This is a genomic window from Ensifer sp. EB106-05-01-XG146, from assembly GCF_058791875.1.
The window spans coordinates 3,384,931-3,398,197 of sequence record NZ_JBYTDX010000001.1; the positions used below are offsets into that span (position 1 = coordinate 3,384,931).

Genomic DNA, 13,267 nt, shown 5'->3' on the forward strand with positions numbered 1-13,267 from the left:
CGTCGAGCGCCTGCCGATCCCCTCCTCCGAGACCAAGGAAGTCCGCTCGACCTTTGCGCTTCCCGTGGACGTCAAGATCGACGCGATCGATCTCAAGGAGGTCATCATCGGCAAGGCGATCGCCGGCGAGGACCAGTTCCTGACCGCCAGCGGCAAGGTGAACGCGACCAACGAGAGCATCGCCCTTCAGCTTGCGGCCGCCCAGCGCGACCGGCCGGAGGCGCGCGCGGTCGCCGATATCGTCTTCAATCCGGCGGGCAACGAACTGAAGCTCGAGGCGACCGTGGACGAGCCCAACAACGGCGTGCTGGCAAAGCTGCTTCGCCTGCCCAACGAGCCCGCAGTCAACATCAAGCTGACCGGCGAAGGCCCGCTTTCCGACTGGGCCGGCAGCGCCACGGCCGCACTCGACGGCAGCGAAATTCTCAAGCTCGACGGTCGCCACGTCCAGACGCCCGACGGAATGCACCGGCTGACCGTTAACGGCGGCGGCGGTTTCGGCTCGCTGATGCCGCCGGCGCTGCGCCCGATGTTCGAGGGTGACACCAGTCTCGACATCGCCGCCGCGTTCAACGACCAGGGGCTGGTTCAGGTCGACAAGGCTCATGTGACGACGGGCGCGCTCTCCTTTGCCGCTTTCGGTACTTACGACAGCAAGGGCGAGAACAACCTCAAGGCCAGGCTTGCCGGCACCAACGGCCCTGTCGACTTCCGCTGGCCGCTGCAGAAGGGTGAAGCGCAGGCCAAGATCAATGCCGTCGATTTCTCGCTGATCGGCGACGCGCAAGCCGCGATCCTCGATCTCACCGCAGACGTCACCTCCCTGGCGGTGCCCGACGTGGCGCTTGGCGCAGTCAAGCTTTCGGCACGCAGCGACGGCTTCAATCTCCAGGCGCAATCCGGTCCGGTGAAGGCGGCAATCGAGGTGGGCGAAGCCGGCTTCAACGACCCCAACCTCGCCCGCCTGGTCCAGGTGCCGCTGAAGGTGGACGCAATCCTCTCCGTGACGAAGGAAAACATCGCCTTCAACCCGGTGACGATCGAAAGCCCCGGTATCGGCGGTTCGCTCACCGGCGCCTTTTATCGCGACGAGAACACGGTTTCCGCGGCCTTCAAGCTCTTCGCCGTTCCGGACGCGTTGCCGCCGGCGGCCGCCGCGAAATTCGATGGCACGATCGCACTCTCGGGCGAAGTGAAGACGGCAACCGACGGCGGCGTCACCGTGGAGGGCCTCGAGCTCAAGTCGGGCACGATCGAGGCCGCCGGCACCGTTGCGCTCGCGCAGAGCAACCTGACGGCCGACCTTAGGGGTACCCTGCCTGATCTCGGCAAGCTGCTTGCCGATGCCAAGGGCCAGGCCGACTTTACCGCCGCCGTGACCGGCCCGCTTTCGGAACTCGGCATCAAGGCCGAGTTGACGTCGAGCGGCGCGACACTGGCCGGACGCACGCTCAGCGACCTCAACGTCAAGGCCGACGCCAAGGCCAACCCTTCGAGCCCGCAGGCAAGCCTGACGGCGACCGGTGCACTCGACGGCCAGGCCATCGACGTCAAGGCCGACGTCGTCTCGAAGGATGGCCAGACCGCAATCCCGGTGCTCGAAGCCAGGATCGGCGAGAACAAGCTGACCGGGGCGATCAGCTTCACCCCCGATTTCAAGCCGGACGGCACGGTCAGCTTCGACCTGCCCGATATCGGCCTCTTGGCCGCCATGGCCGGGCAGAAAGCATCCGGCGACCTCAACGGCTCGGCGGCCATCAAGACTCAAAACGGCATCACCTCCGTCGTCGTCAAGGCCGGCGGCAGCGGCATCAAACGTGACGCACTGACGATCTCCAGGCCGACCGCCGACATCACCATCGCCGACCTCGCGGCCCTGGCGATCAAGGGCAGCATCCGCGCCGAAACGGTGGCGCAGGGCGAAAACCGTGTTTCCGGACTTGCCGTCGATTTCGAGCAACAGGCCGGCCGCACCGGTTTTGCCATCGACGGCAAATATGACGGCGGACCGCTGACGGTGAAGGGCGACCTCGCGGGCGCCAAGGGCCGCACGGAAATCCGCCTCGCATCCTTTGGCGCAACGCCGAAGGGCATTGCCCTGAAACTGGCGCAGCCGACGGTGATCGCCATCGAAAACGGCACCGTCCGTCTCAACGCGCTGACGATCCAGGCATCGAAAGGCACGATCGCAGTCAACGGCACGGCTGGCGAAAAGCTCGACATCACTGCGAAGCTCAACGCCCTGCCCGCAGCACTGGTCAACGCCTTCGCACCGGACCTCGGCGCCGAGGGCACGATCGCCGGCACCGTCGATGTCGAGGGCGCAGCGTCTGCCCCGGTCGTCGCCTACGACCTCAAATGGTCGGGCGCCTCGCTCGCGGCAGCCCGCACCGCGGGCGTTGCGGCCTTCGATGTGACGGCGGACGGCAAGTTTGCCAACAACAAAGTGACGCTCGATACGACGCTTTCGGGCGCCGGCGGACTTTCCTTCAAGGGCGGCGGCAATGTCGACATCGGCGGCAACATGCCGATCGCGATGAAGTTCAGTGGCAACGTCCCCTTCGCCCTCATCGCCAACCTGATGGCGGAGAAAGGCTTCACGCTGACGGGCCAGGCAAATGTCGATGTGGCAATCTCCGGTTCCGCCAAGGCGCCGCAGATCGCCGGCACGATCACCACGTCAGGCGGGCGCCTCGTCGACGTGCGTCGCAACCTGGCGCTCAACGACCTGACCGCCAATGTCGCGCTCGATGGCAAGCAGGCGACGATCTCCAGGCTCTCGGCCAATCTCGCGACCGGCGGCTCGGTCGAAGCCAGCGGTACCGTCGGCACCGTACCCGGTTCCGGCTTCCCGGCCAACCTGACGATCAAGCTGAACAACGCGACCTACGTCGATGGCACCCTGTTCAACGCCAACGTTGCCGGCGAGATGACCTTGACCGGTCCCCTGGTCGCGACCCCGACGCTCGGCGGCAAGGTGACGATCCGCAAGGCATCGATCACCATTCCGGAGAAGTTGCCGACGTCGCTTTCGGCCATCGACATCAAGCACAAGAATGCGCCGCCCAAGGTGCGGAAGATGGTCAAGGACCTGCGCAAGGACGAAGTGCCGGCCGCAGGCGCCAATGCCAGCGGCGTGATTGCCTTCGATCTCGGCGTCAACGCCCACCAGATCTTCGTGCGCGGCCGCGGCATCGACGCGGAGCTTGGCGGCGACCTGACGATCCGTGGCACCGCCGTGCAGCCAATTGTTTCCGGCGGCTTTGAGATGCGCCGCGGACGGCTCGAAATCCTCGGCAAGCGCCTGACCTTCACCGACGGCAATATCGGCTTTGGCGGTGACCTGATCCCGACGCTCGACCTCAAGGCGACCTCCAGCGTCGGCGCGACCACCATCACCGTCGCGGTCGCGGGCCTCGCCAACAATCCGCAGATCGCCTTCTCTTCCTCCCCGGCGCTGCCGCAGGACGAAATCCTGGCGCAGCTCATCTTCAACCGATCGCTGTCAAACCTCTCGGCCTTCCAGATCGCCCAGCTCGCCTCGGCCGTCAGCCAGCTTGCCGGTGGCGGATCGACCTCGCTGCTCGACGGCCTGCGCAACAAGCTCGGCGTCGACGATCTCGACGTCACCACCGACGAGAATGGCGGCGCCTCCGTGCGCGCCGGCAAGTATCTCAACGACCGCACCTATATCGAGCTGCAGCAGGGCTCCGATTCCGCCTCCAGCAAGGCGGTCATCAATCTCGATGTCGGCAAGGGCGTGAAGCTCAAGGGCTCGGCCGCCGGCGACGGTTCGGCCTCGGGCGGCGTCTTCTTCGAAAAGGAATATTGAGCGGCGGCGGGCGTAAACACGCCTGTCCCGCCCGCATCACAAGGAAGCCGGTGGGTCGATCGCGATCCACCGGCTCCAGAGCCCCTGTGTTGCCCGCTCGACAGCAAACTCACTATGGTCCTTTGGAGGCACCGGCGGCGCCTGAAGCCGTGATCGGTCGCATGTCATCGGCGCGGAGCGCGCTGCCCTTCTTGCGCCTGTTTCAGGCCCAGCCATTCTCGGGGACGAAGGAGACCTCGCGGCGTGGGCGCGTCAGCTCGTAGCGGTTCCATGCGACGGCGTCAGGCGACAGGCCGGTCATCTCGGTTTTTCGGGCGAGCATGAGGAGTTCGTCGATCGACAGGGCATCGCCGCGCTCGATCTTCTGGAGCGCCGCATCGATCAAGGACAGGCTGTGTTCGACACGGTCGCGCAGGTCCAAGAACGCCGATTGCTGGACGGCTAGCGTTTGTCCGAGGGCCGGCGCAGTACCGGCGAGCATTTCGGTAATCCGGGTGAGGCTAAGGCCAAGCCGCCTCAAAGCCATGATTTCGGTCAGCCGCGCGATTTCGACCGCACCATAGAGCCGCCACTTCTTCTCCGTCCGCCGCGGCGTGATCAGGCCGCGGTCCTCATAGACCTTGAGAGCGCGGATGGTAAGGCCAAGACGGTCGGCGCATTCGGCCGCCGACAGCAGTTCATTGTGGTTCACGCCCATGAGCACCTCTTCGAAACACTTCTAAAAAGGTGACTTTGCGGTCGAGCCGAGCGGGCTTTGCGAAGCTTTGATGGAGATTTGGCGAAGACGCACCGTGAAAGGCGATTTACCGGCACGCGCCGTCAAAACTTGCGGGACCGCTCCGTGGAAATGCCACTTTGCCAAACCTACATCGGCATCCAGGCGCGACCGCGCGCCCCGTTGTTTCATTCCTTTTTTCAGGTGATTGCCTTGCCCTCTTCTTTTCCGCGTCCCGAACTGCCCGAACCATTCCGCCCTCTTGTCGCTGGCTATCAGTGGAACCGTGATCTGCTCGGGCAATCCGACTCGAGCATCTTTCTTCTGAAGGCGCCCGATCGACCCATGCTGGTGCTGAAGCTCGAGGAAGCCGGCCCGTTCAGCGAGTTCGTCGACGAGGCGGCGCGGCTTGATTGGCTGGCATCAAAGGACTTGCCCTGCCCGCGGGTGATCGCTCGTGCCTTCGGCGCGGAGACGAACTGGCTGCTGCTGCAAGCAGTGCAAGGGACGGACCTCGCCTCCACGACGCTCTCGCCCAAGGACCAGATCGTCATCCTCGCGGACGCGCTGAAGCAACTGCATGCGCTGGATATCGCCAACTGCCCCTTCGATCACCGGATCGAAGAGCGCATCGCCATCGCGAAGGCGCGCACCCAGGCAGGCGTGATCGATGAAAGCGACTTTGACGAGACGCGGCTCGGCCGAACGGCGGCGGATCTCTTTGCCGAACTGCAGGCGCACGTGCCCCAACCCGGTGAACTCGTCGTCACCCATGGCGACGCCTGCCTGCCGAACATCATCGAGAAGAACGGCCGGTTTTCCGGCTTCATCGATTGCAGCCGGCTGGGCGTCGCCGACCCCTACCAGGACATCGCTCTTGCCTGCCGCAGCATCGTCCACAATCTCGGCGAGGAGTGGGTTCAGCCGTTTCTGACCCGCTATGGCCTCGACAAGGACGATTCGGAGAAACGTGACTTCTACTGCCTGCTCGACGAGTTCTTCTGATCGTCAGGCAGCAGGCATAAAATCCACCCAGAGCACATGCCCGGGTAGCGAAAGGCCCGCAACGTCTCAGGCGGCGTTGCGGGCCTCGATGCTCAGATCGACGACGTCGGCATCTTCCATAGCGTTGAACAACGCCCAGATGTGGCCGAAGGGGTCGATGAAGGCGCCGACGCGATCGCCCGTCGACAAGGTTTCGGCCGCATTGCGAAGGCTTGCGCCTGCGCCGATCGCTCGGCCGATGACGCGATCGACGTCGCGCACATGCAGCTCCAGGATCACCGCCGTGGTGCCGAGCGCATGCGGCGAGCGCGGCCCGCCAAGCTTGGGTTCCGCATCGCGGCGCGGATTGGCCCCGGCAATACGGAACACCGATTCCCCGATCCTCAGATCCGCACTCGTCAGAATGCCGCTCGGCCATTCATGCCTTTGCAGCAGTTCGGCGCCGAGTGCTTCGCGATAGAAGGCGATGGCGCGATCCTCGTCGCCATGCCTGACGAACAGCTTCACACAGATCTGCCGATCGGCAAGCCTGCCGCCATTGGCAACCATGACATCCTCCATCTTGGGTGAGGCGGCCATCATAGCGAAATACGAGAACAAATCAAGAACAATTCGACTCTGAGAGGCATTTTCCTCACCGCTTCGGGCGGCCAGAAATGCTCAGAACGCGCCGGTCATCTTGCTGGTTTTCAACAGGATATTCGTCTCCGTAACGGTGATGCCGTCGATCAGGCGGATGCGCCGCAGCGTTTCGTCGAAAGAGACGAGATCGCGGTCCTGAAGCTCGGCGATGAAGTCCCAGCGGCCATTGGTGCTGTGCAGCGCCCGCACCTGCGGCAGTCCGCGCAATTGCTCGGCGACACGATCGGCCATCTTGCCGTGCACCTCGATCATGACCACGGCGCGCACCCCGGAGGTCGGGATTTCGGCACCGGTGCGGATGGTGAAGGCAGCGATCGTACCATTGGCGACCAGCCTGTCGATACGGGCCGCCACCGTCGCCCGCGACACGCCCGTCATTTCCGATAGCGTCGAAACGGGAATGCGCGCATTCTGGCGCAGAGCGCTTATCAGCGCCTGGTCGAGATCATCCATAGTCTGCCACTTTGTAAAATCGGACTTAGCAATCTGTCGAAACTAGCTCACTAATCGGCAGTTTTCCATCTTTTTGCTGACGCCCATTTTGGCCATAATCCACACATCCCGGACGGGATCACATGGGAATTATCTTGAAAAGGAATCGGGCGGACATGACGACCATCACGCTGATCGGCGCACCCATCGAGGAAGGTTCTGGACGACGCGGCGCGGCCATGGGCCCGACGGCTCTGCGCATCGCCGGCATCGATACGGTGCTGCGCGATCTCGGCCATACGGTTCACGACGAAGGCGACGTCAAGCCGCTGCCGGCGCGCGATCTCGCCAACCATCCCGGCGCCAACAACCTGCAGATCGTCGCAGCCTTCGCCCGCGCCCTGCATGATTCCGTGCACGACACCGTGCGCAAGGGCCATTTCCCGATCATTCTGGGTGGCGACCATGCGCTTTCGATGGGCAGCGTCTCCGGCATGGCGCGCTATGCCGCAGACGTCGGCCGGCCGCTGTTCGTGCTCTGGCTCGACGCCCATGCCGACTTCAACTCGCCGTCGACCTCGCCCTCCGGCAACATGCACGGCATGCCGGTCGCCTTCTTCTGCGGCCAGGCCGAATTCGCCCCGATCCTGCCGTCGGACCGTCCGCTCGTCGATCCGAAGAAGGTCTTCCAGGTCGGTATCCGCTCGGTCGACGACCGCGAGCGCGAAGAGATCACAGAACATGGCGTGCGCGTCTTCGACATGCGCGCCGTCGACGAACTCGGCATGGCTCACATCATGCGCCAGATCCTCGAAGAGGTCCGCGCCGCCAATGGCCTGCTGCATGTCAGCCTCGATGTCGATTTCATGGATCCGGAACTGGCGCCGGGCGTCGGCACCACCGTTCCGGGCGGCGCCACCTTCCGCGAGGCGCACCTGATCATGGAAGTGCTCTGGGAAAGCGGGCTCGTTTCCTCGCTCGACGTCGTCGAGCTCAACCCCTTCCTCGACGATCGCGGCAAGAGCGCGCGCATCCTGGTCGAACTGACGGCGAGCCTCTTCGGCCGCCGTGTTCTCGACCGGCCGACCCGCAGCGCCTAGATCACGGAGATCTTGGGTCGACTGGATCCAAGATCATAAGCGTGAACGGCTCTCATAAGTCTAAGCGGGATGCGGGCGGAAAACCGCGCACACTTTTCCTCTTCCCGCTCAGACAAAGAAACACCGGAGGACGATATATGAACACGACGGCTGCCCTGATCGAAACCGAATACCGGCTCGGCGCCCATAACTACAAGCCGCTCGACGTGGTGCTTTCGCGCGGCGAAGGTGTCTATGTCTGGGATATGGAAGGCAACCGCTACCTCGACTGTCTCTCGGCCTATTCTGCCGTGAACCAGGGCCATTGCCACCCGAAGATCCTGAAGGCGATGATGGAGCAGGCGCAGAAGCTGACGCTGACCTCCCGCGCCTTCCGCAACGATCAGCTGGCGCATTTCTACGAAGAGATCGCTGCGCTGACCGGCTCGCACAAGGTGCTGCCGATGAACTCCGGCGCCGAAGCCGTCGAGACCGCCGTCAAGGCCGTGCGCAAGTGGGGCTACGAGGTCAAGGGCGTGGCCGAGAACAAGGCCGAGATCATCGTCTGCTCCAACAACTTCCACGGCCGCACCATGGGTATCGTCGGTTTCTCGACCGATCCGGACGCCCGCACCGGCTTTGGCCCGTTTGCGCCGGGCTTCAAGGTCGTACCCTTCGGTGACATCGACGCCTTCCGTGCGGCGATCAACGAAAACACCGTCGCCTTCCTGGTCGAGCCGATCCAGGGCGAAGCCGGCGTCATCGTCCCGCCGGTCGGCTACTTCACGACGGTGCGCGAGCTCTGCACCAAGCACGGCATCACGCTGATCCTCGACGAGATCCAGACCGGGCTTGGCCGCACCGGCAAGCTGCTTGCCGAAGAGCATGAGGCGATCGAAGCCGACGTGACGCTGATCGGCAAGGCTCTGTCCGGCGGCTTTTATCCGGTCTCGGCGGTGCTTTCGAATTCCGAAGTGCTCGGCGTCTTGAAGCCCGGCCAGCACGGCTCGACCTTCGGCGGCAACCCGCTTGCCTGCGCCATTGCCCGCGCGGCGCTGAAGGCGCTGACCGAGGAAGGCATGATCGAGAACTCGGCAAAGATGGGCGAGCGCTTCCAGAAGGGCCTCACCGACATCCGTTCCAACATCATCAAGGACGTGCGCGGTCGCGGCCTGATGCTGGCGGTGGAACTGGTGCCGGAAGCCGGCGGCGCGCGCAAGTATTGCGAAGCGCTGAAGCAGCTCGGCATCCTTGCCAAGGACACCCACGGCGACACGATCCGCATCGCGCCGCCGCTCGTCATCACCGCCGAGCAGGTGGATTGGGCGGTCGAACAATTTGCCAAGGTTCTCGCCTCCGCTTGATCGCAAATCGCTTCCGCCCCGGGGTCCCGCCCGGGGCGAGATCTTCGTAAGCACTTGCAAAAGCAAGTCTTAACGAATCCCGGCCTATAGTCCTTTCCCAAAGCGCAAAGCGGTTCCTCCGCGCATGATGCAGCTGCGCCCTGCCGGATGTGATCGGCGGACTGGAAGGATCTCTCCTTTACGGATCATTGACCGCGCCTGATGCGCCGTCAGCCATGCGGAGAGATCTGGAGTTTGGCGGTGTCGCGCCCAGAGGCGTCGACCGGAAAGCTGGAAGGACCTTCGATGACAAGCACACTCAGGACGGCCGGGTTCGACGGCGAGACGCTGGAAATCATTGCGTTCCGCCTCCACGATCAGGAATTCTGCGTCAAGACGACGACGATCCGTGAAATCCGCGGCTGGGCGCCCTCGACGCCTATCCCGCATTCGCCGCCGGAAGTGATCGGCGTCATGAACCTGCGCGGCACGGTGATCCCGATCATCGACCTCGCCCACAAGCTCGGCATGAAATCGACCACCGCCAACGAGCGCAGCGCCATCGTCGTCGCCGAAGTGCACAACATGGTCATCGGCCTCGTCGTCGACCGCGTGTCGGATATCCTCACGGTCCAGGGCAGCCAGGTGCAGCCGGTGCCGGAAGTGACGGCCTCCTTCGACAAGAGCTTCGCCGAAGGCATCATCGCCAACGAAACCGGCATGATCTGCTTCCTGAACCTTGCCCGCATGTTCAAGGAACGCGAGGTCGAGGAACTGGCCGCCTAAAGCAACAGCTCAGCGATATTCAAGGCCGTCCGACGTCTCGTCGGGCGGCTTTTTTGTTGGTTATTTGCTCAGCCGGAGGGCAATACTTTAGAAAAACAGGGGAAACTAATTCAACTAAAATTGGGATCTACGAGTTCTTACAACTGAAATTTGATAGTTGCTATTTTAACACCTGCTTAATAATCCTATCACTAACCTAGATTGCATAAACACGGCGCCTGGGCATGAAGCCCGCCAGTTCGAACTCCCCTCACGAAGCACTAAATCGCTGACCCGGTGGGCCAGCGCGGGACGACCAGACATGTTTCGGCAGGCCGGCATTTGTCTTAGTCCGGGAGTTTGCGCCGCTTCGGCTCCGCAAACCCTGTCAAAGAAGGCACGAAGCCCCCGGCTTGAGCCAACAAACGAGAAGAGGGTTACAATGTTCGCTCTCGGAAAAATTGCAGACGCGAACCAGATCATCGCCGCGCTATCGAAGTCGCAGGCTATCATCCAGTTCGACCTGACCGGCAAGATCCTGACCGCCAATGAGAATTTCTGCCAGGCACTCGGTTACAACCTCAGCGAAATCGTCGGGCAGCACCACCGCATGTTCTGCCCCGCCGACTACGCCCAGACGCAGGAATACCGCGACTTCTGGGCCCGGCTCGGCCGCGGCGAATTCGACGCCAATGCCTACAAGCGTGTCGCCAAGGGCGGCCGCGAAATCTGGATCCAGGCGACCTACAACCCGGTGCTTCGGGGCGGCAAACCCTACAAGGTGGTCAAGTTCGCAAGCGACATCACTGCCGCCAAGGCAAGGGCCACGGAAGATGCCGGCAAGCTCGACGCGATCTCCCGCTCCCAGGCCGTGATCGAGTTCACGCCATCGGGCGAGATCCTGACCGCCAACGAAAACTTCTGCGCCGCGCTCGGCTACAGCCTCCAGGAAATCCAGGGCAAGCACCACAGCATGTTCTGCGAGCCCAACTATGCTCGCACCGCCGAATATGCCGACTTCTGGAAGCGGCTCGCCGCCGGCGAGTTCTTTTCCAACGAGTTCGTGCGCTACGGCAAGGGCGGCAAGGAGATCTGGATCCAGGCGGCCTATAACCCGATCCGCGACTTCAGCGGCAAGGTCTACAAGGTCGTCAAGTTCGCGACCGATGTCAGCGAGCGCATGAGCGCCATCAACAGCCTCGGCGCGGGCCTGCGGGCGCTCGCCGAAGGCGATCTGACGCGCAACCTCGACACGCCCTTCGTACCAAGCATGGAAGCGGTGCGGATCGACTTCAACGATGCCACCGCAAAGCTGCGCGGGGCGATGCGAACCGTCGGCGACAATGCCAGCGCGATCGCCTCCGGCGCCCGCGAGATCCGGGCCGCCGCCGACGACCTGTCGAAGCGCACCGAGCAACAGGCCGCTTCCGTGGAAGAGACCGCCGCAGCGCTCGACGAGATCACCACGACCGTCTCCGACTCCAGCCGCCGCGCCGAGGAGGCCGGAGGCCTGGTCGCCAAGACCAAGGCCGGTGCCGAACGCTCCGGCAATGTGGTCAAGAGCGCGATCGGCGCCATGGACCAGATCGAACAGTCGTCACGCGAAATCTCCAACATCATCGGCGTGATCGACGACATCGCCTTCCAGACGAACCTTTTGGCGCTGAACGCCGGCGTCGAGGCGGCGCGCGCCGGTGAAGCCGGCAAGGGCTTCGCCGTCGTCGCCCAGGAAGTGCGTGAACTGGCCCAACGCTCCGCCAGTGCCGCCAAGGACATCAAGTCGCTGATCGGCACCTCGACCGAACACGTCAAGAACGGCGTGTCGCTGGTCGGCCAGACCGGGGCGGCGCTTGAGGAAATCCTCGTCCAGGTCCAGGAGATCAACGCCAACGTCTCGGCGATCGTGGAAGCGGCACGGGAACAGTCGACCGGCCTCAAGGAGATCAACCAGGCGGTCAACTCGATGGACCAGGCGACCCAGCAGAACGCCGCGATGGTCGAGGAAAGCACGGCCGCAAGCCACGCCATGGCCCGCGAGGCCGAAGCCCTGCACGAACTGCTCCGGCAGTTCCGCTACGGCGAGCAGGCCCAGGTCGTCGACGCGAACCGCCACCTCGAAGATCGCGCGCAGCCATCACGCCTACAGGCCACCGCCCGCGCCATGCGCGGCGGACAACGAACAAGCCTGGCCGCGGCACCGGCCGCGGATGGCTGGCAGAATTTCTGAGCGCACATCCCTGCACCCCGCGCTCGGGAATGGGGAAGGCGGCGACCGGTAGCCGCCTTCCCTTAAATCTTTTCAGGAGAGTGCCCGCTTAGGAAAACGCGCTCTCGATGAGCGCGCAGAAAGCGCTGGCAGGTAAGGAAAGCAGGCTAGGCCGCTTCCGGACGTTTGATCTTTGCGGCCGCCTCCAGCACCAGCGGCGTCAGCCCCTCGCCGCCATTGTCGATATGCTCGAACAATTTGCGCCGCATGCGCGGCTCCCAGTACTTGTTGATATGGGTGGCAACGCCCTGCGCCGCCTCGCTCTCAGGCTGGCTCTTGAAGAAGGTGGCGATCTGGTTCGCCATATAGATCAGCTTGGCGTTGGTATTGTCATGCGACATCGACGGCAGCTCCGGACTTGATGCGTTCGGCATGGGTGAAAATCTCGAATTCGTCGCCGCGTACGAGCGCAATCAGCGTCATGCCCGCAGCTTCCGCCGTGCGGATGGCAAGCGCCGTCGGCGCCGAAATGGCGATGATCACAGGGCTGCCGACGACTGCCGTTTTCTGCACCATCTCGACGGACACCCGGCTGGTGACGACCACCGCGCCCTCGCTGCCCTTGAAGCCGGCGCGTGCGGCGGCACCGACCAGCTTGTCGAGCGCATTGTGGCGGCCGACATCCTCACGCACCGCGATCAGCCCTCGGCCCGGCACATAGAAGGCGGCACCGTGCACGGCGCGCGTTTCGAAATGCAGCGGCTGCTGGCCATTGAGCAGCGCTACGGCCGAAACCACGTCCTCCTGCGACAACGTCAGTCTCGAACGGGAAACGTCCGGCGTCGGCCGTACCGCCTGCTCGATCGATTCGATGCCGCAAAGACCGCAACCGACCGGCCCCGCCATGTGCCGTCGGCGTTGACGCAGCATGTCGTTCTCTTCGTCCTGAAGCACGATCTGCAAGTCGATGCCGAGATTGCCGGCGACCGTCTCGGAGACGAACTCGACCGTTTCGATCTGGCCGGGATCGGTAATGATGCCTTCGGTCAGGCTGAAGCCGACGGCGAAATCCTCGAGATCGCCGGGCGTCGCCATCATCACCGCATGGGTCGAACCACCATAGCTGAAAGCGACCGGCGTCTCCTCCGGCACGGCGCGCGCACCGTCCCGAAGCGCGCCGTTGCGGCGGGCGGCCTCGGGAACGGTCTTGGATGTCCTAAACGTCGCCATGATCGGTCGCAGCGAAAG

General features: G+C 63.7%; 10 protein-coding genes and 1 pseudogene. 6 read left to right on the forward strand and 5 right to left on the reverse strand.

The genetic code is table 11. The features are described 5' to 3' along the window. Positions 1-1,030: 1,030 nt before the first annotated feature. Positions 1,031-3,832: pseudogene (locus AC3WVQ_RS16775) on the forward strand (translocation/assembly module TamB domain-containing protein); the annotation flags it as partial. Positions 3,833-4,034: 202 nt separating this feature from the next. Here AC3WVQ_RS16775 and AC3WVQ_RS16780 read toward each other — a convergent pair. Further along, entirely contained in the window at positions 4,035-4,529 is a 495-nt protein-coding gene (locus AC3WVQ_RS16780; RefSeq protein WP_051659627.1) for a MerR family transcriptional regulator, read from the reverse strand. 231 nt (positions 4,530-4,760) lie between these two features. On the opposite strand from AC3WVQ_RS16780, the gene AC3WVQ_RS16785 reads away from it, so the two are divergent. Further along, a complete protein-coding gene (locus tag AC3WVQ_RS16785; RefSeq protein ID WP_244546729.1) occupies positions 4,761-5,552 on the forward strand; it encodes an APH(3') family aminoglycoside O-phosphotransferase in 792 nt (263 codons plus the stop codon). A 66-nt stretch (positions 5,553-5,618) separates the two neighbouring features. Here the strand turns inward: AC3WVQ_RS16785 and AC3WVQ_RS16790 are convergent, their stop codons facing one another. Continuing rightward, entirely contained in the window at positions 5,619-6,101 is a 483-nt protein-coding gene (locus AC3WVQ_RS16790) for a VOC family protein (RefSeq protein WP_034802409.1), read from the reverse strand. Positions 6,102-6,212: 111 nt separating this feature from the next. Next, positions 6,213-6,647, reverse strand: a complete 435-nt coding sequence (locus AC3WVQ_RS16795) for an Lrp/AsnC family transcriptional regulator (RefSeq protein WP_034802411.1) — start codon at positions 6,645-6,647, stop codon at positions 6,213-6,215. Between the two features lie 155 nt (positions 6,648-6,802). On the opposite strand from AC3WVQ_RS16795, the gene rocF reads away from it, so the two are divergent. The 4 genes from rocF (at position 6,803) to AC3WVQ_RS16815 (ending at position 12,040) form a co-directional block, all read left to right on the forward strand. Continuing rightward, positions 6,803-7,726, forward strand: a complete 924-nt coding sequence (gene rocF / locus AC3WVQ_RS16800; RefSeq protein ID WP_060582860.1) for an arginase — start codon at positions 6,803-6,805, stop codon at positions 7,724-7,726. Between the two features lie 137 nt (positions 7,727-7,863). Continuing rightward, a complete protein-coding gene (gene rocD / locus AC3WVQ_RS16805) occupies positions 7,864-9,069 on the forward strand; it encodes an ornithine--oxo-acid transaminase (RefSeq protein ID WP_060582859.1) in 1,206 nt (401 codons plus the stop codon). 285 nt (positions 9,070-9,354) lie between these two features. Further along, positions 9,355-9,834 (forward strand): chemotaxis protein CheW, encoded by a 480-nt coding sequence (locus tag AC3WVQ_RS16810; RefSeq protein WP_034803080.1) that lies wholly within the window; start codon positions 9,355-9,357, stop codon positions 9,832-9,834. A gap of 421 nt (positions 9,835-10,255) precedes the next feature. Further along, positions 10,256-12,040 (forward strand): methyl-accepting chemotaxis protein, encoded by a 1,785-nt coding sequence (locus tag AC3WVQ_RS16815; protein ID WP_060521371.1) that lies wholly within the window; start codon positions 10,256-10,258, stop codon positions 12,038-12,040. A gap of 146 nt (positions 12,041-12,186) precedes the next feature. Here the strand turns inward: AC3WVQ_RS16815 and AC3WVQ_RS16820 are convergent, their stop codons facing one another. Both AC3WVQ_RS16820 and fdhD read right to left on the reverse strand, forming a co-directional pair. Continuing rightward, the gene (locus tag AC3WVQ_RS16820; protein WP_034802422.1) at positions 12,187-12,420 is read right to left on the reverse strand and encodes a formate dehydrogenase subunit delta; all 234 of its coding nucleotides are present in this window, start codon (positions 12,418-12,420) and stop codon (positions 12,187-12,189) included. Next, entirely contained in the window at positions 12,410-13,249 is an 840-nt protein-coding gene (fdhD, locus tag AC3WVQ_RS16825) for a formate dehydrogenase accessory sulfurtransferase FdhD (RefSeq protein WP_110818910.1), read from the reverse strand. Before fdhD ends, AC3WVQ_RS16820 begins: the two co-directional genes overlap by 11 nt. Positions 13,250-13,267: the final 18 nt, after the last annotated feature.

Bases quoted from the DNA above. Each gene is read 5' to 3' on its own strand.
- AC3WVQ_RS16780 (WP_051659627.1), bottom strand. From the start codon at position 4,529: ATGGGCGTGAACCACAATGAACTGCTGTCGGCGGCCGAATGCGCCGAC.
- AC3WVQ_RS16790 (WP_034802409.1), bottom strand. From the start codon at position 6,101: ATGGTTGCCAATGGCGGCAGGCTTGCCGATCGGCAGATCTGTGTGAAG.
- AC3WVQ_RS16795 (WP_034802411.1), bottom strand. From the start codon at position 6,647: ATGGATGATCTCGACCAGGCGCTGATAAGCGCTCTGCGCCAGAATGCG.
- rocF (WP_060582860.1), top strand. From the start codon at position 6,803: ATGACGACCATCACGCTGATCGGCGCACCCATCGAGGAAGGTTCTGGA.
- rocD (WP_060582859.1), top strand. From the start codon at position 7,864: ATGAACACGACGGCTGCCCTGATCGAAACCGAATACCGGCTCGGCGCC.
- AC3WVQ_RS16810 (WP_034803080.1), top strand. From the start codon at position 9,355: ATGACAAGCACACTCAGGACGGCCGGGTTCGACGGCGAGACGCTGGAA.
- AC3WVQ_RS16815 (WP_060521371.1), top strand. From the start codon at position 10,256: ATGTTCGCTCTCGGAAAAATTGCAGACGCGAACCAGATCATCGCCGCG.
- AC3WVQ_RS16820 (WP_034802422.1), bottom strand. From the start codon at position 12,420: ATGTCGCATGACAATACCAACGCCAAGCTGATCTATATGGCGAACCAG.
- fdhD (WP_110818910.1), bottom strand. From the start codon at position 13,249: ATGGCGACGTTTAGGACATCCAAGACCGTTCCCGAGGCCGCCCGCCGC.